The organism is Paenibacillus sp. FSL P4-0338 (assembly GCF_038002365.1).
Classification (GTDB): Bacteria; Bacillota; Bacilli; order Paenibacillales; family Paenibacillaceae; genus Paenibacillus_AQ.
The window spans coordinates 2,811,063-2,832,798 of the sequence record NZ_JBBOCG010000001.1 but is presented as its reverse complement, the minus strand read 5'-3'; the positions used below and the strand labels follow the sequence as shown (position 1 = coordinate 2,832,798).

Annotated in this window: 22 protein-coding genes; 17 read left to right on the top strand and 5 right to left on the bottom strand. The window is 52.1% G+C overall.

Annotation, left to right across the window (positions count from 1 at the left end; all coding sequences use genetic code 11):
- Positions 1-6: 6 nt before the first annotated feature.
- Entirely contained in the window at positions 7-1,146 is a 1,140-nt protein-coding gene (locus MKZ07_RS12650) for a DUF4349 domain-containing protein (RefSeq protein WP_051493875.1), read from the top strand.
- Between the two features lie 192 nt (positions 1,147-1,338).
- Here the strand turns inward: MKZ07_RS12650 and msrA are convergent, their stop codons facing one another.
- Entirely contained in the window at positions 1,339-2,325 is a 987-nt protein-coding gene (msrA, locus tag MKZ07_RS12645) for a peptide-methionine (S)-S-oxide reductase MsrA (RefSeq protein ID WP_051493874.1), read from the bottom strand.
- Between the two features lie 98 nt (positions 2,326-2,423).
- Positions 2,424-3,035, bottom strand: coding sequence for a TVP38/TMEM64 family protein (locus MKZ07_RS12640; RefSeq protein WP_036698500.1), 612 nt, complete (start codon positions 3,033-3,035; stop codon positions 2,424-2,426).
- 162 nt (positions 3,036-3,197) lie between these two features.
- On the opposite strand from MKZ07_RS12640, the gene MKZ07_RS12635 reads away from it, so the two are divergent.
- From MKZ07_RS12635 to MKZ07_RS12620, 4 genes are all read left to right on the top strand, one after another.
- Positions 3,198-4,133 carry a Gfo/Idh/MocA family protein gene (locus tag MKZ07_RS12635; RefSeq protein WP_036698499.1) on the top strand — a complete coding sequence of 312 codons (936 nt, stop codon included), beginning with the start codon at positions 3,198-3,200 and terminating at the stop codon, positions 4,131-4,133.
- A gap of 32 nt (positions 4,134-4,165) precedes the next feature.
- The gene (locus MKZ07_RS12630; protein WP_036698498.1) at positions 4,166-4,492 is read left to right on the top strand and encodes a hypothetical protein; all 327 of its coding nucleotides are present in this window, start codon (positions 4,166-4,168) and stop codon (positions 4,490-4,492) included.
- A gap of 125 nt (positions 4,493-4,617) precedes the next feature.
- Entirely contained in the window at positions 4,618-4,935 is a 318-nt protein-coding gene (locus MKZ07_RS12625) for a winged helix-turn-helix transcriptional regulator (protein ID WP_036698497.1), read from the top strand.
- A gap of 288 nt (positions 4,936-5,223) precedes the next feature.
- Positions 5,224-5,946, top strand: coding sequence for a hypothetical protein (locus MKZ07_RS12620; RefSeq protein ID WP_036698496.1), 723 nt, complete (start codon positions 5,224-5,226; stop codon positions 5,944-5,946).
- A 108-nt stretch (positions 5,947-6,054) separates the two neighbouring features.
- On the opposite strand, the gene MKZ07_RS12615 is transcribed toward MKZ07_RS12620, so the two are convergent.
- Together MKZ07_RS12615 and MKZ07_RS12610 are read right to left on the bottom strand one after the other, a co-directional pair.
- Positions 6,055-6,501 carry a DUF6773 family protein gene (locus MKZ07_RS12615; RefSeq protein WP_036698495.1) on the bottom strand — a complete coding sequence of 149 codons (447 nt, stop codon included), beginning with the start codon at positions 6,499-6,501 and terminating at the stop codon, positions 6,055-6,057.
- Positions 6,479-6,703: a helix-turn-helix transcriptional regulator gene (locus tag MKZ07_RS12610; protein ID WP_036698494.1), complete on the bottom strand. Its 225-nt coding sequence runs from the start codon at positions 6,701-6,703 to the stop codon at positions 6,479-6,481. Before MKZ07_RS12610 ends, MKZ07_RS12615 begins: the two co-directional genes overlap by 23 nt.
- A gap of 196 nt (positions 6,704-6,899) precedes the next feature.
- Between MKZ07_RS12610 and ric the strand changes: the two genes are divergently transcribed.
- From ric to MKZ07_RS12575, 7 genes are all read left to right on the top strand, one after another.
- On the top strand, positions 6,900-7,625 hold the full coding sequence (ric, locus tag MKZ07_RS12605; RefSeq protein WP_051493872.1) for an iron-sulfur cluster repair di-iron protein: 726 nt from the start codon (positions 6,900-6,902) through the stop codon (positions 7,623-7,625).
- A 132-nt stretch (positions 7,626-7,757) separates the two neighbouring features.
- Complete coding sequence (locus tag MKZ07_RS12600; RefSeq protein ID WP_036698493.1) at positions 7,758-8,444, top strand: hypothetical protein; 687 nt, start codon at positions 7,758-7,760, stop codon at positions 8,442-8,444.
- A 267-nt stretch (positions 8,445-8,711) separates the two neighbouring features.
- Complete coding sequence (nirB, locus tag MKZ07_RS12595) at positions 8,712-11,138, top strand: nitrite reductase large subunit NirB (RefSeq protein ID WP_341026014.1); 2,427 nt, start codon at positions 8,712-8,714, stop codon at positions 11,136-11,138.
- Between the two features lie 25 nt (positions 11,139-11,163).
- Positions 11,164-11,508 carry a nitrite reductase small subunit NirD gene (gene nirD, locus MKZ07_RS12590; RefSeq protein ID WP_036698490.1) on the top strand — a complete coding sequence of 115 codons (345 nt, stop codon included), beginning with the start codon at positions 11,164-11,166 and terminating at the stop codon, positions 11,506-11,508.
- Positions 11,509-11,527: 19 nt separating this feature from the next.
- Positions 11,528-12,346, top strand: a complete 819-nt coding sequence (locus MKZ07_RS12585) for a formate/nitrite transporter family protein (protein ID WP_036698487.1) — start codon at positions 11,528-11,530, stop codon at positions 12,344-12,346.
- Between the two features lie 92 nt (positions 12,347-12,438).
- The gene (locus MKZ07_RS12580) at positions 12,439-13,059 is read left to right on the top strand and encodes an NAD(P)-dependent oxidoreductase (protein ID WP_036698485.1); all 621 of its coding nucleotides are present in this window, start codon (positions 12,439-12,441) and stop codon (positions 13,057-13,059) included.
- Positions 13,060-13,102: 43 nt separating this feature from the next.
- Positions 13,103-13,585 carry an NUDIX hydrolase gene (locus MKZ07_RS12575; protein ID WP_036698483.1) on the top strand — a complete coding sequence of 161 codons (483 nt, stop codon included), beginning with the start codon at positions 13,103-13,105 and terminating at the stop codon, positions 13,583-13,585.
- 136 nt (positions 13,586-13,721) lie between these two features.
- Here MKZ07_RS12575 and MKZ07_RS12570 read toward each other — a convergent pair whose 3' ends face one another.
- Positions 13,722-14,441, bottom strand: a complete 720-nt coding sequence (locus MKZ07_RS12570) for a Crp/Fnr family transcriptional regulator (protein WP_216857174.1) — start codon at positions 14,439-14,441, stop codon at positions 13,722-13,724.
- Positions 14,442-14,853: 412 nt separating this feature from the next.
- On the opposite strand from MKZ07_RS12570, the gene MKZ07_RS12565 reads away from it, so the two are divergent.
- The 5 genes from MKZ07_RS12565 (at position 14,854) to MKZ07_RS12545 (ending at position 21,721) form a co-directional block, all read left to right on the top strand.
- A complete protein-coding gene (locus MKZ07_RS12565) occupies positions 14,854-17,157 on the top strand; it encodes a glycoside hydrolase family 65 protein (protein WP_341026011.1) in 2,304 nt (767 codons plus the stop codon).
- Entirely contained in the window at positions 17,157-19,487 is a 2,331-nt protein-coding gene (locus MKZ07_RS12560; protein ID WP_341026009.1) for a glycosyl hydrolase family 65 protein, read from the top strand. Before MKZ07_RS12565 ends, MKZ07_RS12560 begins: the two co-directional genes overlap by 1 nt.
- 5 nt (positions 19,488-19,492) lie before the next feature.
- On the top strand, positions 19,493-20,122 hold the full coding sequence (gene pgmB, locus MKZ07_RS12555; protein ID WP_076154504.1) for a beta-phosphoglucomutase: 630 nt from the start codon (positions 19,493-19,495) through the stop codon (positions 20,120-20,122).
- A gap of 80 nt (positions 20,123-20,202) precedes the next feature.
- The gene (locus MKZ07_RS12550) at positions 20,203-21,003 is read left to right on the top strand and encodes an alpha/beta hydrolase (RefSeq protein WP_036698801.1); all 801 of its coding nucleotides are present in this window, start codon (positions 20,203-20,205) and stop codon (positions 21,001-21,003) included.
- A 208-nt stretch (positions 21,004-21,211) separates the two neighbouring features.
- Positions 21,212-21,721 (top strand): GNAT family N-acetyltransferase, encoded by a 510-nt coding sequence (locus tag MKZ07_RS12545; RefSeq protein ID WP_076154438.1) that lies wholly within the window; start codon positions 21,212-21,214, stop codon positions 21,719-21,721.
- The last annotated feature ends 15 nt before the right edge of the window (positions 21,722-21,736 follow it).

The window sequence follows — 21,736 nt, the reverse complement described above, 5'->3', positions numbered from 1 at the left end:
ATGAGCATGCGAAAATGGGGTCTGCATTACTTATTGTATCTAGTGGTTGTAGCCTTAGTTCTGGCGGGATGTGGCGCGTCGAGTAATAATTCAGATTCGGCAGCGAATACAGAAAGCGCGTTCAGAAATGAAGCAGCATCAGACGGATCAGCGGAGAGTGCGCCTGCTGCGGTAGAGGGTAAGAAGGATAGTCTAGCTAACACGGCGATGGCTGTCAATGATCAGGCTGCAGTGAAGGGCGGCGGCGGAAATTCGGCACTCCCTGGGACGGATGCTGGGCAAGGAGCAGATGCTTCTGCCGGATTCACCGGCACCGATGTGGTGGCAGGGCTGAACAAGAAGCTGATCTACAAGGCGAACCTCAATATGGAGGTAAGCGACTACGGGGCAGCCCAGACCGAAGTGCGGAATATGGTTACTCTGGCCGGCGGCTACATTATCGAATTCTCAGAGAATATGTCTGAATATGAACAGGGCGGAACCTTTATCCTGAAAGTGCCTGCGGCGGGCTTCTCACCGTTCCTGAACAATCTGGAGAAGATTAAGCATGAGAAGCTCCAGAGAAGCATACAGGGGCAGGATGTGTCGGAGGAATATGTGGACCTGGAGTCACGCCTTAAGGCGAAGCAGATGATGGAGGCACAGTATATTGATTTTATGAAAAAAGCGACCAAACCGGCTGATCTCGTCCAGTTCGCCAACCAGCTTGGGGAAATCCAGGAGCAAATCGAACAGATCAAGGGCAGAATGCGGTATATCGATCAGAACGTATCGTTCTCTACAGTGGAGCTTCGCCTCTACCAGACTGAGAAGAGTCTTGCCCTTACACAGACTAATTCCGAAGGGCCGCTGGGTGAACGGGCTTCGGAAGCGCTTAAGAGCAGCATGAAGGCGTTGTCTGTGATGTTCCAGTGGCTTGTTGTTGTATTGGCGGCCGCGCTCCCCGTCCTGCTGGTAGCTGGAGTCGTGGTGGCACTGGTGCTCTGGTTACGGAAAAGCTTCAAGCGGCGGCAACCTGCACATCCTGAACAGGCACGCCTGGGCAGCAACCGTCTGCCGGACCGGGAAGCGCAGCCTCATTCTGAAGCGGCACCTCTAGCACCGGCCGCACCGGAAGAGGAGAATACGGATAAGCAGAACAAATAGAATAAAGCCTCCATACCCGTGAATCCGGGCTGGAGGCTTTGTTCTTGGCCGAATGTATGCGGAAAACAACATACATTGTGCTGATGCGCAGGCGTGTGGCCCGAATGTATGCGGAAAACAGCATACATTCGGGCCACAGGTAAGTTATGCAATATATGAAGCTATAGCTTGAGGCAAGCCGGATCTCCAGCCTTAAGCATGCTGGAAGAGCACGCGATACTCGCCGTAGCCTTCCTTTTCCAGATCCTCTTTGGGAACAAAGCGCAGAGCTGCCGAGTTGATACAGTACCGCAGTCCATTCGCACCTGGGCCGTCATTGAACACATGGCCCAAGTGGGAATCTGCTGTCTTGCTGCGTACCTCGGTGCGGATCATGAGGTGGCTGAGATCGCTTTTCTCCTTGACCGCGTAGTCCCGGATCGGACGCGTGAAGCTCGGCCAGCCGCAGCCGGAATCATACTTGTCCTCTGAGCTGAACAGCGGCTCCCCGGAGACAATATCCACATAGATCCCGTCCCCATGGTGATCCCAGAATTCGTTGCGGAACGGAGATTCCGTTGCGCTGTTCTGTGTCACTTCATATTGAAGCGGAGTCAGGCGCTCCTTCAGGCTCTGCGGGTCCTCCTTGTGCGTCCAGTGGGCTTCGATGAACGCTTCCCGGCCCGAGCCCTTGCGGTAACGCTTGTAATGGCCGGGATTCTTGTGATGATAGCCCTGATGATATTCTTCAGCGGGATAGAAGGGCTTAGCCGGAAGAATAGGCGTCACAATGGGAGCGGAGAATCGTCCGCTGGCCTGAAGGGCCGCCTTGGAAGCCTCTGCCTGCTGGCGCTGCTCCTCCGAATGGGTGAAGATGGCCGTTCCGTACGAGGTGCCGCGGTCATGGAATTGCCCTCCGGCATCGGTGGGGTCAATCTGCTGCCAGAACAGCTCAAGCAGCTTGCTATATGGGAAAATATCCGGATTGAACGTAATTTGCACCGCCTCAACATGTCCGGTCGTTTCCGAGCATACTTCCTCGTAGGTCGGATTCACGGTATGTCCGCCTGTATAGCCGGATATAATCTTGACAATGCCGGGAAGCTCTTCAAAAGGGGATACCATACACCAGAAGCATCCACCGGCGAAGGTGGCTTGCTCGGTCTTGAAATTTATAGAATCAGCTTGAAATTCACTCATTGTTATCCCTCCATCTGTAGAATGCAATTAAATAGATCACAATTTAATTATAAATCAAATAGAGGCTTACTGCCAGCATACCAGAAATTCTTGAAGCGTTAGCGGCTCGCAGTAGGACGGCGGCGCATGGACAATCCGGCCACAGCCAGTACGGCAATATACACGATTATAGCTACAGCCGCACTTCGCGGGTGCTGGAACATCTGTCCTCCGAGGAAGGCGTAGAGGGCGATGCCGGGGATTTTGCCAAGTGCGGTGGCTCCAAGATAGCTCCAGAAAGGCAGTCCGGCGGCACCGGCGTAGATATTCACAGCCATCTGCGGGATAAACGGTGCCAGCCGGGCAATCACTACGGATGCAAAAGGACGCTGCTCCACAGCGGACACAAATCTGTCCAGCGCCGAAATTCTGCTTAGATAGGCCATAGATTTGCTCCGGAACATGGATGCAACGACTCCATAGACAAGGGCTGCCGCTATTGTAGTTGCACTCCAGCAGATTAACGCTCCTGCGAAGCTTCCATAAGCATATCCGAACAGACCGATAATCAGCTTATAGGGCAGGACCGGAAACAAGGCCAGCACTGTGGCGGCGAGCATGGACAAATACAAAGGATGATCCTCTCTAAGCCAGGCCAGAAGTTCATACCTGTAGATAAACGCGAGGATTATGCACGAAACATATAGAATAACCGTTAGCCATTTTCTCATTATACTATGCCCCTTCTTCACTCCATCCATTTCATCATACTGAAAAAAAAGCAATTAATGCAATTATTGAAGCAAAGATCATTGTTCCCGCAGCATGACACGGTATAATACATCTATAAGGGAATAGAAATTCCCCCGAGTATGTAAGGAGAGATGCTGTTAATGAAACTACCTGTCCGCAAAAGAGTGGCAATGATCGGCATTGGCGATATTGCCCGTAAAGTCTATTTGCCGCTGCTCTCCCGGCATGATCAGGCCGAGGTGGTGGGTGTGCTCAGCCATTCCTCTGCTACGGTCGAGCGGGCAGTTCAGGCTTATCGCCTTCAGCGGGGCACAACCGAGCTTACGGAGCTGCTGTCCTGGGATCTGGATGCTGTGTTCATACATAGTCCAACAACTACGCACTATGAGCTGGTTACCTCTTGCCTGAAGCATGGGGTGTCCGTGTATGTGGACAAGCCGCTCTCCTATGATCTTGAGGAATCCCGCCGGATGGCAGAGCTTGCTGAGAACAAGGGGCTGCTGCTGGGGGTGGGCTTCAACCGCCGCTATGCCCCAATGTATGTTGCCGCCAAATCCTGGCTGCATAAGGCCGGAGGCATCAGTCAATCCACAGCAGTCAAACACCGTACGAAGCTGCAGCAGGGCAGCAGCCATGAGACGATCCATGATGACCTGATCCATATGCTGGATCTGCTGCTCTGGCTGTCCGGCGGAGATTATGAGCTGCTGCACAGCAGCCTGAGGGCGGATGCGGAGGGACGGCTTCTGCAGGCTTCGGGAATGCTGGGTTGGGAGAACGGCACCACCGGCCATTACAGCATGGTCCGGGATGCCGGGGCTGATCTGGAGAAGCTGGAGCTGCACGGACATGGCAGATCGGTTGAGGTGACGGATATGGAACGGGTTATATTATATGAGCAGGGCTCGTTGCCGCGCACGCAGAACTTCGGCAGCTGGGATACCGTGCTGGAGCGCAGAGGCTTCAGCGGAACGGTCAGCCATTATCTCAGTAATATAGCGACACCGGAGCAGTGCGGGATTTCCGCTTCGGCTGTATTGCCGAGCCATGAATTAGCAGCAAGACTAAGCCGCTGAGCAGTCAGAATCGCAGCAGAGAGGAGAACAACATGGAGGATTACGACAACAAGTCGATGGAAGAGCGGATCATCGAGAGCTATAAGCGGGACGAGGAAATGATGATTCTCGTATTTGCCCAGTGGTGTGTGAATAATAAGCTGGACCCGCATGCCCTGTATCTGCAGGCTTATCCGCAGCAGGAGGGCAATCAGGCGCTGGCCAATGCGCTGGCCCTGACGGTATCCGCAGAGGAGGCGGGGTTCATCTCCGATGATACGGTGCTGGGTGTACTCTCTCTCTATAGCAACGATGATCTTGCCTATGTGGTTACAGAGGCCATCCAGCTTAGACGCAAGGCAGAAGACACCAAAGATTGAGAGTGGAAATATAATAATAGTGGTTAATGAACTTTTTTTTGGCAAACGATGTTCATTCCAGAATAAATGTGGTAAAATTATATATACTAACTAATTGTAAGCTTCATAAGTGAGAGGTGATAACCATGGAAGAACATCAATTGACGATGTGCCCGAGATTTGAGACGGCTTTTTCGTTTCTGGGCAAGCGTTGGAACGGACTCATTATTCAGACCTTGATGAGCGGCCCCAAGCGGTTCAAGGATATTTCCGGACTGATTCCGTCAATGAGCGATAAGATGCTGTCCGAGCGCATGAAGGATCTGGAATGCGAGGGCATTCTGGTACGACATGTGTACCCGGAAACACCGGTGCGCATTGAGTATGAATTAACAGTGAAGGGCCGTGCGCTTGAGCCGGTCATGCAGCAAATCCAGTCCTGGGCCGAGAGCTGGGTGGAGTAGCAGTACCGTAATATATATTTGATGACAGCCTCTTGCCGATTATCGGGTAAGGGGCTTTTCATATGCTGTTTTACTTGTTTATGCAGATTTTGCCCAAATAAACCTTGCACTTAGGCCCTACCTGTGTAATATAATAGAACATACTAAATATTACGGATGTGTGGAAGCGTTAACAAAAGTAGGAAAAGCTCAGGGTTATATGGCAGCGCGGATGCTTACGGGATGTGTTTTGGACGATGCTGATGGAAGGAAGCGGAGGGCTTACACAACTTTTAGGAGGCGAAGACCATGACCATTACCTTGTTTTCCCGGGAAATAACCTATGGAAAAAAGGATGTCGCCGAACTGGAGACTGCTTCGATTAAAGTACAGCTGATCTATGACAAGGTGCTGTTCATGCTTCATAACCATCTCCCGGATTCTCTGTGGGATGCGTGGATCGGCGTGCCGTATGAGATCATTTCTTCTCTATATAAAGGGGATAATGACAGCGGGAGTGTGTTTCAGAAATGGATTCAAGGCCCGTCCGGATGGAAATGCATCGGCTGTGAACGGCATTGTCTGGAGCCGGTAACGGCTAAGGAAGGGAGTGGCTCAAATGTACAGCGCCGTTTTACTTTTCATAATGGAATCAGCCAGAGCATGGTACTTCAAGCTGTGATCTGGTCCATGTATGAGAATACCCGGCTGCTCCAGCCTTACTTGGGGGAGGAGGCTTTTCTGAGCGAGGAGGATATGGAGCTAATCTCTGTATATTTCGTGCCAACCTATCTGACCCCGGTACCACTGAGCGAATTGAACAAACCAGCCAAAGAATATAAGGACAAGAACATCAGAGTGTATCAGGAATGGATCTCTGCCCCCGATCTGGTGCTGCAGTGGAACGGCGGCCTGACCGAAGGCAGATGGATGACGGGTGTATATGTGGATCATTCAAGGTTCGCCGGACTTGGCCCCTATCTGAAGGATGCGCAGGGCAAGCGGACTTATATGCAGGCGACGGTTCAATAAAAAAAGTGGAATTCGAAAAAAGAGTTGAACTTGAAGCCAGGTCGTCGCTGCGGCGAACATTTGGACTTCCGGCCGCTGCCCAGTTTGGATTTCTTGATATTAACCGCTCTACTCCGCCCGGTTATTCCTCCGTCGGATCAAGTACACAGTGCTTAAGATGACCAGTCCAGCTGTAACAGAAATGATTAGAATGACTGTCCCGTTCGCACCGCTGTCAGCTGCTGATTGGGCGGCGGTTGGATTCACGAAGGTAACGATAAGGATACAGGCCGCCACCACAATGGCCAGAATTGCACCCGCAATGCTTCTCCCGCCCACTCCGCTCTGCCTGCTGCCCGGTCCCACATACGCACCGCTCCAGATCAAGCGTACCAGATAGAAACCCACACCCAGCATGAAAATTGTGTAATTGCCCAGCGGATACTCCAGCCACTTCATTCCGTAGTTTTGCAGCCCCATATCTGCCAGCAATAAGAATGCCATCAAAAGAAATGCCTGATTCCCCGCCTTATGCCGCTTCTGCAGTTGTCTCTCATCCAGGTTCGTTCTGCTCATCCTTCGTTCCCTCCCAAAATAGTTGATCCAGTGTCTTCCCCAGTGTTACACAAATGTCAATGCACAACCTCAGGGTGGGGTTGTAATCACCGTTCTCAATCGCGATAATCGTCTGCCTTGTGACCCCCACGGCATCTGCGAGCTGTTTTTGCGACATGTCTTTTGCCGCTCGGGAAGCTTTGAGCCTCAGATTTTTCCCCATTCCCTCACCTCACTCATAGTGTAAAATATATAAAACAAAAAGTCTAGTATATTTTACATTTGGAGTACTGTATTTCTCGTTCAATAAAATTTTATATATTCAGTGCGTACAATCACAAGTTCCGCCTAATGCCAGTGATAAGGTGTAGAAGTGAAAAGAAGCACAAACCTACATCTTAACCTGAGGAGGGGCCAACATGGCGTCCAATCAATTAAACGATACAACAATTCATCCCGGGTTCACCCCGGAAGCAATGGTCAGAGATATTGTTCTGCAGTTCCCCAAAGCAGCAGATTATTTCAAAGCACAGCGGATCGATTTCTGCTGCGGAGGCGCAAAGCCGCTGGCTGAAGCCGCTGCTGAGAAGGGTCTTGACCCGGCAGCAATGGTACAGGAGCTGAACAAGCTGCAGGAACAGCATCCGGTGCTGGAAGAGGATACCGCCTGGAACGAGGCTTCGTCAGAGGAGCTGGTGGATTATATTGTGAACAAGCATCACCGTTATCTGCGTGAAGAGCTTCCGCTTATCAGTCAAAATGTAACCAAGGTGTTCCGCGTTCATGGTGAGGATTCACCGCATCTGGGAGAAATGCACCGTCTGTTCAATATGCTGCGTGAAGAGCTGTTGCAGCATACGGCGAAGGAAGAAGAGAGCGAATTCCCTAAGATGCTAGCCTACACCCAGAACCCGACTGAAGAAGGACTTACTGAGCTGCGCGGATTGCTGCATAATCTGGAAGCTGAGCATGACGGGGCGGGAGAGATTCTGCGTGAGCTGCGTAGAGTTACTAATGACTATACACCGCCCGCGCATGCCTGCACGACTTATCGCCTGACCTATGCCCGTCTTGAAGAACTGGAAGGCATGACCTTCGAGCATGTGCATCTGGAGAACAACATTCTGTTCCTGCGTTATCAATAGGACCGGCTGCAATGGATAAGTCCCTTCGGGGACTTTTTACTTTTTATACCGGCAGAAATGATTTGAGAACCCTTCCTCTATGCGTTATCCTTAAAGAGTCCGGGAAAATACATATGAAGGCGGTGCCGTGGGATGTCCACGAAATGGATGCGCTTAATGCTGTGCCTTCTCTTGCTGGCCGCGGCAAGCGGTTGTGGCTTGGGATCAGGGAATGGCGGCAGCAGTAACGGAGGCCAGGGACTAACCTTTTCAGTCAAGGTGGGTGACAGCGAAATGGCCGGAAGCTCAGCCAGATTGCTTAACGAAGCTTACGTGCCTGGGAATTCAATAATAGAGCTGTTTAGGAAGAGTGGCGTTGTTACATTTTCAGCGGATGGAACTAATATTCTTGAGGTGAATAAGGTTTCCCTGGGTCAGGATATGAGCTGGGAGATTCAGGTGAACGGCAAGAAGGTTCAAGAGCTGAATACGACCCTGGAACCGGGTTCGGCCATTACGATGTCAGCAGGGCCTGCCGGAGCCGGAAAGATGTTTCAGCCTGTCATCATCACTGTGAACGGGGGGAGCGAGCAGCCGGAGCTGACACATTCGAATGTGCTTTCTTTTATGCAGGATATGTCCGTCAAGGGATTGCTCCAGAACAGCGGTATGGTCCAGCTTGCCGAAGATAACCGGACGGTGCTTACTGTGATGGAATATACCCCGCTCAGCAGCGAGGAATGGAGACTGAAGGTCAACGATAAAGGACTGCTCGGCAATGGAGTGGACATGAAGCTCAGTCCGCAGGACAAGCTGGAGATCTCTCTGGTATTGAAATAAGTGAATGAAGTAGATGAGTGAGATTGTGTACCCGATGAACGGATATCTGTGCGAAACTGCATGGGTATCCGTTTTTTTGAATAATAAATCTCTATGCTTCACGCCAGAAATTGTCCTATATAAGAACGGCGAAGTCATTTTCAGTTGTGTGAAAAAATTCACATAAGATGTGACTGTGGTCACACTTGCCATGGAATGGGGGACAGTATAATTTCTCTATCAGGTAAGTTATTGAAGAAATCAGAGTTTCTGAAGGAGGGTCTACCAATGGCAGCGGAAAGAGAAAAGTTAGTGCTGATTGGAAATGGCATGGCGGGAGTAGGCACTATTGAGCAGATTCTGAAGCTGGGCGGCGCTTATGATATTTCGGTCTTCGGCAGTGAGCCGCATCCCAACTATAACCGGATTATGTTGTCCTATGTACTTGAAGGCAGCAAATCGATTGAAGACATCATTCTCAACGATCTCGGGTGGTATGAAGATAATCATATTACACTGCATACCGGTACGACGGTCACCAGGATCGATGATCAGAACAAACTAATAATGACCGATAATGGACTGGCGGTTCCTTACGATAAAGCAATTATTGCAACGGGTTCGAATTCTTTCATTCTCCCCGTACCCGGCAGCACCAAGGATGGAGTAGTCGGCTTCCGCGATATCGCGGATTGTGATGCAATGCTGGCAGCGGCGAAGCAGTACCGCACGGCGGCTGTGATCGGCGGAGGACTGCTGGGTCTGGAAGCTGCGAAGGGCCTGGTCAATCTGGGCATGGATGTTACCGTTGTGCATCTGCTGGAGGATCTGATGGAGCGCCAGCTGGACCGTACCGCTTCTTCAATGCTACAGGCAGAGCTTACGCGTCAAGGTGTGAGATTCGCCATGGGCAAGCAGACGGTTGAATTGACCGGAGAAGAACGGGTGACTGGTCTACGATTCAGTGATGGCAGTGTGCTGCCGGCAGAGTTTGTAGTGATGGCTGTTGGAATCAAGCCGAATGTCCAGCTTGCGAAGGACAGCGGAATCACTGTTAACCGCGGGATTGTAGTTGACGATTATATGCAGACTTCTATGGCAGATGTGTATTCTGTCGGTGAATGTACAGAGCACCGGGGAACCTGCTACGGACTCGTTGCACCGCTATTCGAGCAGGGTATGGTTCTCGCCAAGCATTTGTCAGGTGTACAGACTCCGGGCTATGAAGGATCAGTTGTAGCAACCAAGCTCAAAATTTCCGGGGTAGATGTATTCTCCGCCGGTGAATTCACCGAAACGCCGGAGCATACCGTCATTTCTGCCAAGGATGAATGGAAGCGAACCTACAAGAAGATTTTGCTTAAGAATAATGTGATTGTCGGTGCCGTTCTGTTCGGTGATGTAACGGAATCTGCCAACCTGCAGAAGCTTGTGAAAAACAGCACAGAGATGACCAATGAAATCTATGATGAGGTTATGGGCACAAGCTGCTGTGGCGGAGGCGGAGCCAAGAAAGGCATGTCTGTTGAAGCGATGGCAGATGAAGAAATCGTCTGCGGCTGCAACGGCGTAACCAAAAAAGCGATTGTTGATGCTGTTACGGAGAACGGCTTCACTACGGTAGATGAGATCAAAGCCTGCACGGGTGCAACCCGCTCCTGCGGCGGCTGTAAGCCAGTGGTGGAGCAGATTCTGCAATTCGTTCTCGGAGACAGCTTCCAGCAGAGCACCAAGCAGGGAATCTGCAGCTGCACCTCGCTTAGCCGGGATGAGATCGTTGCCGAGATTACGGCAAAAGGCCTCCGGACTACCAAGGAAGTCATGCATGTCCTGGACTGGAAGCAGGCAGAAGGCTGTTCCAAATGCCGCCCGGCTGTGAACTATTATCTGGGGATGATCTACCCTGACACTCATGAAGACGAGAAGGAATCCCGGTTCGTCAATGAACGGATGAGCGCCAATATTCAGAAGGACGGAACTTATACAGTTATCCCGCGGATGTATGGCGGGGTGACCACTCCTGAGGATTTGAAGCGGATTGCCGATGTGTCCCTGAAGTATGATGTGAAGGTTGTGAAGGTAACGGGCGGCCAACGTCTTGACCTGATCGGTGTCAAAAAAGAAGATGTACCTAAGGTGTGGGAGGAGCTGGATATGCCGTCCGGCTATGGGTATGCGAAGTCGCTGCGTACAGTAAAAACTTGCGTGGGTTCGCAGTTCTGCCGCTTCGGCACACAGGATTCCATGGGCATGGGCGCTATGCTTGAGCGTAAATATGAGCGGCTGGATATGCCGGCCAAGTTCAAGATGGCGGTTAACGGCTGTCCGCGTAACTGCGCAGAATCGTGCACGAAGGATATCGGAATTGTCGGCAACGACGGCGGCTGGGAAGTGTTCATCGGCGGTAACGGCGGGATTAAGCCGCGCATCGCAGATGCCTTCTGCAAGGTGAAGACCGACGAGGAACTGGTTGAGGTCTGCTCCGCTGTCATCCAGTACTACCGTGAGACCGGTAATTACCTGGAGAGAACCTCCGAATGGGTAGAGCGTATGGGTCTTGAGCATATCCAGACTGTGGTTATGGGCAATGACGACAACCGTAAAGAGCTTGCGGCACGTATTGACTTTGCCCTGGCCCAGGTGAGTGATCCTTGGCGGAAAATGCTGGATGACAAAAACACCCGCACCGCGCTGTTCGAAGAGACACAGGTATAGTCTAAAGGGAGAGGGAGAGAGCATAATGGAACGGAGTAATCGGGAATATACGATAGGCGCAGTGGAAGATTTCATGCTGCAGATCGGCCGGGTAGTTCATGCAGGAGAGGTCGAATTAGCGATATTCCGCACATCGGACGGCGCAATCTATGCGGTCCGTAACCACAGTCCCCATCCGAAGGGTGGTCCGCTCGCAGAAGGAATCGTATCGGGCTATTATTTATATGATCCGCTGCATGACTGGAAGATCGACCTTCGCACCGGAGAGGTTCAGGCACCGGACCGGGGGCAGGCAGAAGTCTATCCGGTTACAGTAGAGGGCGGAGTTGTTAAGGTCACTCTGCCTGCGGCAGTAACAACTCTAAATTAAAGGAAGAGCAGGTGCGGATATGTTTACGCAGAGCGTAGAGAATATCGTTGAGACAGCCGTAGGGAAACGCGACAAAATGAATGAGAGCCTGCCCAAATATTTTTTGGCGGCCCTCCTGGCAGGAGCATATGTGGGTATCGGTATTATTCTGATCTTCTCACTGGGGGCACCGCTGGCGGCGATCAAATCACCGTTCCAGCCGTTGATTATGGGAGCATCCTTCGGGATTGCCTTGACCTTGGTTGTCTTCGCAGGCTCAGAGCTGTTTACAGGTAATAATATGTTCTTCACGGTAAGCACGCTTGCCGGGAGAACAACAGTCTGGGATACGGTGAAGAACTGGGTCCTGGTATTCCTCGGCAATGTGGCCGGTGCTGTGGTGCTGGCGCTGCTGATTCAGGGATCGGGCCTCTTCAAGGCAGCGCCTGCCGAGCATCTGATCTTCGCGGCGGCTGCCAAAAAGATGAGCCTGCCGTTCTCAGAGCTGTTCTTCCGCGGTATTCTCTGTAACTGGCTGGTCTGCCTGGCACTGTGGATGTCCTCTCGCGCCAAGAGTGAAGCGGCGAAGCTGGTGCTGATCTGGTGGTGTCTGTTCGCCTTCATCGCGAGCGGCTATGAACACAGTGTAGCGAACATGACACTGCTCAGCGTAGCCGTACTGCTGCCGAATCATCCAGAGACAGTGAGCATCGCCGGCTGGTTCCACAACATGATTCCTGTTACGCTTGGCAACATCATCGGCGGCGGTGTCTTTGTCGGAATGGCCTACTGGCTAATTTCACCTGTGCGTACTCCGCGTAACGTATCTGTCCCTCCTCAGACTAAGAAAGCAAGCTAGATTCAATATCAAGCCCCGCAGCTGCTACATGGCTGCGGGGCTTTTTTGCCGCTCAATCCCTGCTATAATACACTTCAGGAGGTTATTCTCATATGAATATATTGATTCTTGGTGCCACCGGCCGGGTGGGGAGCCATATTGTTACCCATGCTCTTCAGGATGGACATCATGTGACCGTGCTGGCCCGCACGCCGGAGAAGGTTCAGCCTCTCCATGCCAACCTGACGATCATCGAAGGTAATGTTCTTAATCAAGATGATATCGCCCGGGCAGTGCAGGGAAATGATGTAGTGATTAGTGCGTTGAACACCGATGGGACAACCACACTTACAGACAGTATGCCTTTTATCATCGGAGCCATGTACGAGGAAGAGATAGAGCGCATTATTACCGTAGGAACTGCGGGCATTCTTCAAAGTGAGCTTTCTCCGGAACTCCTGCGTTACCAATCCAGCGAATCTAAACGCAGGTCCACCCGTGCTGCAGAAGAACATGAACAAGCCTATCGCTTGTTGGAGCGGTCGACTCTGAAATGGACCATTGTGTGCCCAACCGCTCTGCTGAACGGAGAACGCTTGGGGACCTATCGTGTGAGACAAGATATTCTGCCCGAAGGAGGCAGTGAAATATCTGTAGCAGATACAGCGGAATTCACGTATAGTCAAATTGATGCTAGCGATTTCATAAGAACCCGTGTAGGTATAGCTTACTGATACAGGTGATCTATTTAGAAGACGAACGGAGGAGAGGGCTGCGATGGCAAGCTTTAACCATTTTGGCGTATATGGAATTTGTCAGCGTGACGGCAGGCTGCTGGTGATCCATAAAGGAAGGGGCCCTTATAGCGGAAGATACGATCTGCCGGGGGGGAGACTGGAGACTGGTGAATCCCTGGTTGACGGCTTGATCAGAGAGTTTGTTGAAGAGACTGGTTATACAGTAAAGGTACAACAAAACCTGGGCACCTTCGATTTCTTTATCCCGCATAACGAAGATCACTTTACACAAATGCATCATATGGCAGCCTTGTATCAGGTTGAATTGGCCGGGGAAGAAGAGCCTGTTGCCATTTCAATGTTCGAAGAACAGGATTCCCGTGGGGCGGAATGGGTGGATATCACTAGAATAACACTCGACTCAGCTTCTCCGTTAGCCGTATATGCTGCTAAGTTCCTTAGGGGTGAGGAACTGCCTGTAACACCAGAATATTATGATGATTGGGAAGTAAAAGGTTCATAGGATGTGCCGCCAGTACGGTGAATACATCGCGTGACAAGAAAAAAAGACGCCGGACAGGGCGCCTTGACCACTCTATTAAATTTATCGGGTCAGATATGTTTCAATGAGGTAAATAGAGGGTATTATTGATAGGAAATTAAATTCGGCAAATTTCATTGGGACATAATTCGCAATGGCAGATTTCCTGAAGCATCGCCAGATCCTTGATGACAATCATACCATTCTCATACTCCACTGCATCTTTTTTGCGCAGATCACTCAGCATGCGGTTAACGCTCTCACGGGTAGCGCCGATCATGTTGGACAGATCTGTATGCGTGATTTTTTTGTTAATCAGAATGCTGTCGCCGGTCTTCTCACCATAGGTGTTGCCAAGACGGATCAGTGTGGAGCAGAGTGCGCCCGGTTTGCCGTACATCATCAGATCGCGGAATTTCGTCTGTGTGAGACGGTGATGAATCCCCATCCATTTCATGAAGTCAATAGCGAAATCGCAGTGCTGGCAGATCAGAATCTCCAGATCCTTCTGCTCGATCACGCCAACTTCACTCTCTTCAATCACTTCGGCCGTGAAGCTGTGCTTCGTGCTGAAGAACGGGTCAGCCTGACCCACCATATCACCAGCCTGATACATATACAGAATCAGTTCTTTGCCTTCGTCTGTAGATTTGGTTAATTTCACACGTCCACGCTTGATATAAAACAATTTATCCGAAAAGTCGCCTTCCCAGAAGAGGTGAGAACCCTCAGGGACCATGCGTTCCTTCATTGTGACCAACAGGCGGTTAAAGTTCTGTTCGGAGAAACAGTTTGTATTGCCGCGGGCTTCGATAACATTATAATGTTCCTTTATCATAATCGACATCCCCTTTATTCCCTCAGTTTTTCAGTAAATTTTAAATTAATTATACCTTGAAATTCCTCTTTATGGTTAAATATTTTCGTATAAAAGTGTCGAATTTTTAACATTGTGATAATTTTCACTTCATTTGTGTGAGATTGGTTACGTTTTTGCCCTGAAAAGGGTTCCTTTCCCTGTGTTATAGGATATTATAGCAGCTCCCCCCTGTTCTGGATAGTTCTAGGGAGGGAACGGCTTTTTTTGGTTTTCCCGCATGTTAATGATGTCCGTACAAATGCACATAACTCGCTTACGAGCTGACCTTGGTCCTGTGCGGGCTTAGAGATATTCTGAAACTGAGCGTCCGAACCTCCGCATAGGGCGGCGGGGCAGGCCGAGTATTCTCTTAGCGAAGGAGAGTTCCAAGATGGCAAAGGTAGCAGATCCCTATCTGAAGGTCGATCCATGGGCAATTATTGAGGAGGGCTTTGATCCGGAACGAAACCGGACTTCAGAATCGATTTTTTCACTGGGCAATGAGTACATGGGGGTGCGGGGGTATGCGGACGAGGGCTACAGCGGGGATTCCTTGCCGGGCAGCTATTTCAATGGACTAAATGAGCAAATGGGGGTCGGCAACCACTATAAGGGTATTATCCGGTCGCTGCGATATATGGTGAATGGGGTAGATTGGCTGCATACCCGGATCTCGGTAGATGGTGAACTGCTGGATCTGGCCCATTCCCGTATTGACAAGTACACCCGCAGAATGGATTTCCGAACCGGGACCTATACACGGGAGTTCATCTGGCTGCTGGCGGACGGGAAAAAGCTGAAGCTCTGCTTCACGCGGCTGGTTAGTATGACCACATCTCATCTGGGAATGCAGCAAATCACCTTCACGCCGCTTAATTTCACGGGTACGGTGGATGTTGGCACAGGGCTTGACTTCGGCATGATCCATGAGGAACACGGCCAGAGCATGTGGAGGGAGCTGCGCAGCGGAGAGGAGGGTGCGGTGACTGCCATTATGGCCCGTACGCTAACGACCGGGAATCAGCTGTTCTCAGGCTGTGTCCTGAAGTCTTCGCAGGAGCTGAATACGGAGCTTGTGGATGAGGACCGCTATATCGGGCAACAATTCTCGCTTATGCTGGCTGAAGGCGAGCCTGCTTCCTTCACGAAGCTGGTAGTCAATGTGACAGGCAGTAATACTTCACGAGCAGCAGACCATCTCTGGACAAAAGGCATGGAGCTTGCAGCAGCAGCGGACCGGCTGGTAGAGGAAGAGGTGCTTGCTGACCAGGCCGCCTATTGGAGCGGTATCTGGGCTGTCAGTGATATCCGGATTGAAGGAGACCCGGAGAATCAACAGGGCATCCGTTTTTGTATTTTTCAGCTGTATCAGACGTATCACGGGGACCATCCCGGGTACAACATCGGTGCCAAAGGGTTGACCGGTGAAGCCTACCGGGGCCTTGCCTTTTGGGATACGGAGTCTTATTGCCTGCCGTTCTATCTGTTCAATAATCCGAAGGCGGCCCGCAGCCTGCTGGAATTCCGCTACAAGACGTTGCCGGAGGCGCTGCAGCGCGGGCACGAGGTGGATTGCGAAGGGGCTTTTTACCCGATTGCCACAATAGACGGAACAGAGAGCTGTGACCTGTGGCAGCACTCCAACCTGCAGCTTCATGTCGGGACGGCCGTCTCCTACGGAATCTGGCATTATATGAATAATACAGGCGACCGGGAATTCCTTTACAGCAAAGGGGCCGAGATGCTGATTCAGATCAGCCGGTTCTATGCATCACGCGGCCAATGGGGGCAGCGCACCGGGGAATACGGATATTATGGTGTGATGGGACCTGACGAATTCCAGCTCATGGTAAACAATAACTGCTACATCAATCTGATGGCCCAGAAGTTATTCGAATATACGCTCGAAACGGTAGCCTTAATGAAGGCGGAGACGCCGGAGAAATATGCGGCGGTTATAGCGGCTACTACGCTCCGTGAGGAGGAACTGGCTGACTGGGATTACAAGCGTGCACATATGAAAATCCCGTTCGACCCCGGCAGCGGCCTATATGAGGAGCATGACGGATTCTTCGATATGCCGCATCTCGACATTCACTCCATTCCGGTGTCCGAGTTCCCGCTCTACGCTAACTGGTCTTATGATCGCCTGTACCGTTACGATATGATCAAGCAGCCGGATGTGCTGATGTTCATGTTCCTGTATAACGGGCAATTCTCCCGCGAGGCCAAGCTGGCGAATTACGAATATTATGAACCGAGATGTATTCATGAGTCCTCGCTCTCGCCGTCCATTCACTCGATTCTGGCCAATGAACTCGGCAAGCCGGAGGAAGCGTACCGGTTCTTCGAGTTCGCCACGCGTCTGGATCTGGACAATTATAATCGCAATACCCGGGAAGGGCTGCACACCACATCAATCGCCGCAGCGTGGATGAACATCGTCTATGGCTTCGGCGGGATGCGCTCGGATGGAGATTGCCTGTCCTTCTGGCCGGTGCTGCCGCAGCAGTGGACCGTCTACAGCTTCCAGGTGATCTGCAGGGGCGTACTGCTGGGCATTACGGTAAATGCGGAGGCGGTTTCCTTCAGAGCGGTAAATGGCGGAAGCGCAGAGGTGCTGATCTATGATCAGCGGGTGACCGTAGATGAAGCTGGGATTGAGCTTCCGCTTGCTGAAGGGATGGCTGTGTAATGGACTGGACGGTTAGCGAGCACAGCTTCGAGCCCTGGCGGATTACGGCGAACGGCAACAAATATATGACCGGCAATGGTTATATGGGCTTCCGGGGAGTGCTTGAAGAGTTCGGAAAGGAGCAGCTTGCGGCGGTTACGTTAGCCGGAGTATATGACCGGGCGGGCGAGAAATGGCGCGAGCCGGTGAACGCCCCGAATGGACTGTATACGTTAATCACCAGTGACGGCATAAAGCTAAGCGTATTGGAAATAGAACCCCTGGAGCATACACAACGTCTGGATCTCCGTTCCGCAGTTCATCGTAGGGAGACGGTGTTCGGTGTCCGCGAGGGCGGCAGACTGACCCTGACCGCAGAGCGGTTCGCCAGCATGGACCAGCTCCATCTGCTGGCCGCCAGATGGACTCTGCACTGCACTGCCGATTGCCGGATAGAGATTACGACGGGAATCGATGGCGCGGTGTGGGATATCAACGGCTCCCATCTGCTGGAGCAGCAGAGCCGCTCTGCCGGCGGGGGGCTGCTGTCAACAGCGGTTACCGGGGAGCTGGGGCTGCCGGTGGCGGTGGCGGAGCTTACAGAGTTCAGCTTAGCAGAACAAGGTACAGTGATGGACATAGACATAATCACAGACATGGGGAGGGCGCTCCGTCATATTTCTTTTGATGCCAAGGCCGGAGAGACTTATGAGTGGTACAAATATGCAGCAGTATTCACAGGTCTGGATGCCGAAGACGGTACTGGTGAGGGCTCCCCTGATGATTGGGCGGTGCAGACCGTCCAGGCAGCAGCCGCTACAGGATATGCTGGACTGCTGGAGGCGCACCGGTGCAAGTGGGCGGAGCGATGGTCACGCAGCGATTGTGTCATTGAAGGCGATGAAGAAGCGCAGTTCGCACTGCGCTACAGTATGTATCAGCTGCTGATTATTGCACCGACGAAGTCGGAGAAGGTCTCGATTCCGGCGCGCGGCTTGTCCGGGCAGGTCTATAAGGGTGCGGTATTCTGGGATACAGAAATGTTCATGCTTCCCTTTTTCCTGCACAGCGACCCGGGGATTGCGCGTAATCTGATGATGTACCGTATCCACACGCTGGACGGTGCGCGGCGGAAGGCGGCAGAGTACGGATATTTGGGCGCTTTTTATGCCTGGGAGAGTCAGGATACGGGGGATGATGCCTGCACTCTGTTCAATGTGAACGATGTATTTACCGGGCGGCCCATGCGGACCTATTTCCGCGATAAGCAGATTCATATCAGTGCAGATGTCGTGCATGGAATCTGGCAATACGTGACCTTCACGGGAGATGACAGCATCCTGGCGGACGGCGGGGCGGAGGTCATCTGGGAATGTGCGCGTTTCTTCTATTCCTATGCTCACTATAATCCTGTGAAGCGGCGTTATGAGCTGCTGGATGTTACCGGCCCGGATGAATACCATGAGCGGGTGAATAATAATGCATTTACGAGTGCCATGGTTCAGGAGACACTGAAGATTGCCTTGCGGACAGCAGAACGGTTGCAGGACAAATATCCGGCCGTGTATAACGGTCTTGCTGAACCTTATTCTGACGGGCCGTTCCTGGATGAATTCACTGCAATGCTGGCACAGCTCTACGTCCCGCAGCCGGACCCGGATACGCTGGTGATTGAACAATTCGACCGTTATTTGCAACTGGAGGATGTGTCTCTGGCTGAGCTGAAGGCACGGGTCATTCACCCGAATGAGTACTGGGGCGGAGGCAATGGGCTGGCTGCAACCACAAGAATCCTGAAGCAGGCCGATGTGGTGCTGATGTTACATCTGTTCAAGAGCCGGTTCAGCAGGGAAGTGAAGCAGGCCAATTGGGAATTCTATGAGCCGCGAACCGAGCATGGTTCCAGCCTCAGCGCCTGTATCTACGCGCTGGCTGCAACGGATATCGGCTTGCCGGACTGGGGATATCCGTATTTCATGCGCACTGCCACCGTAGATCTTACCGGTGAGTCGAAGCAGTATGTCGGCGATCTCTATATTGGCGGGACCCATCCCGCTGCAAATGGGGGCGCGTGGATGGCTGCGGTTCTTGGCTTCGCGGGTGTGCGCTTTGATGGACAGATCGTCACCCTTAAGCCGTCTCTGCCGGAGACCTGGAGTTCCATTGAGCTGCCGGTAATCCTGCGCGGAGGCAGCTTCCGGCTGCAGATTGGCCGCGAAGAGATCACGGTTACGGCGGCGCCGGGCAACAGCGAATCGATAAGCTTCGCCGGATTCGGCAGTGAGGCGGTGCCATGCCCGCCCGGTGCAATCCTGGAGTTAGCGTCACAGTCCAATCAGAGAGGAGTATGACAATGATGCTGGAGCATATGAAGGGCGCTATCTTCGATCTGGATGGCGTGATTGTAGACACGGCGAAGTATCACTATCTGGCCTGGCACTCACTCGCCGGGGAGCTGGGCTTCCCGTTCACGGAGACGGACAATGAGCGGCTGAAGGGCGTCAGCCGGATGCGGTCGCTGGATATTCTGCTTGAGATCGGCGGCCTGAGTTTCGGTGAAGCTGAGAAGCTGGCGATGGCGGAGAGGAAGAACCGCCTCTATGTTGAATACATTTCCGGACTGGACGAATCGGAGCTGCTGCCCGGTGTTAGAGTCTATCTAAGTGCGCTCAGAGCACGCGGCGTAGCTATTGCCCTCGGCTCTGCCAGCAAGAATGCAGCCTTCATCCTGGATAAGCTGAATATTGCTGGGCTGTTCGATACGGTGGTAGATGGCAACAAGGTCTCGCAGGCGAAGCCGGACCCTGAGGTGTTCCTGACCGCCTGCCGGGAGCTGGGGCTGGGGCCTCAGGACTGTGTGGTGTTCGAGGATGCAGAGGCCGGAGTAGCCGCCGGGAAGGCGGCCGGCATGAACGTTGTCGGGATTGGCCGGCCGGAGCTGCTGAAGACAGCGGATCTGGTGATATCCGGATTGCATGAACTGTAAGAGCTTGATAGAATGGCCCTTGAGGAACTTTTTTCCTCTATTATCTAATCTAATATAGAAGGAAAGCTTGAGGGATGATAATGGAAACGTTGTTGCTATGGCCTGAAGGTGCGCCTGGAGCGCTGGGAACCAGTGAAGAGGATCAGCCTGCGATTACACCTTATTTAGTTGAAGGCAAGGGGAATGCCGCTGTTCTGGTCTGTCCGGGAGGCGGGTATGCGATGCGTGCCGACCATGAAGGCGGTCCGGTTGCGGAGTGGCTGAATACCCTCGGAATTTCAGCATTCGTGCTGCGTTACCGTGTTGCGCCTTACCAATACCCGAGTGCGCTGCTGGATGCTCAGAGAGCGCTGCGCACGATCCGCTTCCGGGCGGATGAATATGGAATTGACCCGGGCCGTCTCGGCATTCTGGGCTTCTCGGCGGGCGGACATCTTGCTTCTACCGCCGGGGTATCTTATGATCTGGGCAATCCTGATCACCCTGAGCCATTGGAGCGGCTGTCCAGCCGTCCTGACCGCCTCATTCTATGCTACCCGGTCATCTCAATGACCGAAGGGGTGACCCATCAAGGCTCGAAGGAGAATCTGCTGGGAGCCGTTCCCGATGCAGAGCTGTCGCTTAAGCTCAGCAGTGAGTTCCAAGTGACCCCGGACACACCGGCAACGTTCCTCTGGCATACCTCTGATGATGATTATGTCCCGGTAGAGAACAGTCTGTTGTTCGCCGCAGCACTTAGCCGCCATCATGTTCCGTTCGATCTGCATATCTATGCACACGGCGTACACGGTTTGGGTTTAGCTCCTGAAGAACAGCACACTAAGACTTGGGCGGATGCCTGTGCCTCGTGGCTGCAGTTGAACGGGTATACGAGAGCGTGAACTTCTGTATCTAAGCCCGCGTCCAAGGGGACGGTGATAAATCAGCTGAGATGAAGAGCGTCCCACGCTGCCGGTCGGCAGCAGGACGTTCTTTTTTTGCAGGGGTAGAGGCTTTAGGCAGCCGGTTAAGCTGACTATGTTTCTATATTAATATATATTATTCTATAGATAAGGTGATACGAGAGATCCAGGAAGGCAGGTACATATTATGAGTCTTATGTTTTCACGCGTGCATACAGCGGAAGAAACCGCTGAGGTTGCCCAATTGGCGGCAGAGATATGGAGTGAATATTATATCACCATTATTACCGCAGGGCAGATCGAGTATATGCTTGGCAAGTACCAGTCGGTTCCAGCGATTACGCAGCAGATCCATGAGCAGGGTTACGAATATTACTTAATCCATAGCGGGGAAGGCTCCACGGTGGGGTATATGTCAGCCAGACAAGAGGAAGGGAAGCTCTTCCTGAGCAAGTTCTATATAGGCAAGGAGTACAGGGGGCGCAGCTATGCCAGCCAGGCGTTGGTCTTCCTGGAGAAGCTGTGCCAGGAGCGGAACCTGACTCATATTTGGCTAACGGTCAATCGTGATAATGAATCAAGTATTGCGGTCTATACAAGAAAGGGCTTTCGGACCCTTAGGGAACAAGTGGCGGATATCGGGAACGGATTCGTCATGGATGATTACATTATGGAAAAAGAAATCCCGGTCCCCTGAGAGAGGAACAGCTTA

What these genes read in the sequence shown, in the direction of transcription:
- MKZ07_RS12625 (WP_036698497.1), top strand. Translation starts at nt 4,618, where the DNA reads ATGGAAGAACATCAATTGACGATGTGCCCGAGATTTGAGACGGCTTTT.
- MKZ07_RS12575 (WP_036698483.1), top strand. Translation starts at nt 13,103, where the DNA reads ATGGCAAGCTTTAACCATTTTGGCGTATATGGAATTTGTCAGCGTGAC.
- MKZ07_RS12580 (WP_036698485.1), top strand. Translation starts at nt 12,439, where the DNA reads ATGAATATATTGATTCTTGGTGCCACCGGCCGGGTGGGGAGCCATATT.
- MKZ07_RS12560 (WP_341026009.1), top strand. Translation starts at nt 17,157, where the DNA reads ATGGACTGGACGGTTAGCGAGCACAGCTTCGAGCCCTGGCGGATTACG.
- nirB (WP_341026014.1), top strand. Translation starts at nt 8,712, where the DNA reads ATGGCAGCGGAAAGAGAAAAGTTAGTGCTGATTGGAAATGGCATGGCG.
- MKZ07_RS12550 (WP_036698801.1), top strand. Translation starts at nt 20,203, where the DNA reads ATGGAAACGTTGTTGCTATGGCCTGAAGGTGCGCCTGGAGCGCTGGGA.
- MKZ07_RS12635 (WP_036698499.1), top strand. Translation starts at nt 3,198, where the DNA reads ATGAAACTACCTGTCCGCAAAAGAGTGGCAATGATCGGCATTGGCGAT.
- MKZ07_RS12615 (WP_036698495.1), bottom strand. Translation starts at nt 6,501, where the DNA reads ATGAGCAGAACGAACCTGGATGAGAGACAACTGCAGAAGCGGCATAAG.
- ric (WP_051493872.1), top strand. Translation starts at nt 6,900, where the DNA reads ATGGCGTCCAATCAATTAAACGATACAACAATTCATCCCGGGTTCACC.
- MKZ07_RS12600 (WP_036698493.1), top strand. Translation starts at nt 7,758, where the DNA reads ATGTCCACGAAATGGATGCGCTTAATGCTGTGCCTTCTCTTGCTGGCC.
- nirD (WP_036698490.1), top strand. Translation starts at nt 11,164, where the DNA reads ATGGAACGGAGTAATCGGGAATATACGATAGGCGCAGTGGAAGATTTC.
- pgmB (WP_076154504.1), top strand. Translation starts at nt 19,493, where the DNA reads ATGCTGGAGCATATGAAGGGCGCTATCTTCGATCTGGATGGCGTGATT.
- MKZ07_RS12545 (WP_076154438.1), top strand. Translation starts at nt 21,212, where the DNA reads ATGAGTCTTATGTTTTCACGCGTGCATACAGCGGAAGAAACCGCTGAG.
- MKZ07_RS12610 (WP_036698494.1), bottom strand. Translation starts at nt 6,703, where the DNA reads ATGGGGAAAAATCTGAGGCTCAAAGCTTCCCGAGCGGCAAAAGACATG.
- MKZ07_RS12565 (WP_341026011.1), top strand. Translation starts at nt 14,854, where the DNA reads ATGGCAAAGGTAGCAGATCCCTATCTGAAGGTCGATCCATGGGCAATT.
- MKZ07_RS12620 (WP_036698496.1), top strand. Translation starts at nt 5,224, where the DNA reads ATGACCATTACCTTGTTTTCCCGGGAAATAACCTATGGAAAAAAGGAT.
- MKZ07_RS12640 (WP_036698500.1), bottom strand. Translation starts at nt 3,035, where the DNA reads ATGAGAAAATGGCTAACGGTTATTCTATATGTTTCGTGCATAATCCTC.
- MKZ07_RS12585 (WP_036698487.1), top strand. Translation starts at nt 11,528, where the DNA reads ATGTTTACGCAGAGCGTAGAGAATATCGTTGAGACAGCCGTAGGGAAA.
- MKZ07_RS12650 (WP_051493875.1), top strand. Translation starts at nt 7, where the DNA reads ATGCGAAAATGGGGTCTGCATTACTTATTGTATCTAGTGGTTGTAGCC.
- msrA (WP_051493874.1), bottom strand. Translation starts at nt 2,325, where the DNA reads ATGAGTGAATTTCAAGCTGATTCTATAAATTTCAAGACCGAGCAAGCC.
- MKZ07_RS12570 (WP_216857174.1), bottom strand. Translation starts at nt 14,441, where the DNA reads ATGATAAAGGAACATTATAATGTTATCGAAGCCCGCGGCAATACAAAC.
- MKZ07_RS12630 (WP_036698498.1), top strand. Translation starts at nt 4,166, where the DNA reads ATGGAGGATTACGACAACAAGTCGATGGAAGAGCGGATCATCGAGAGC.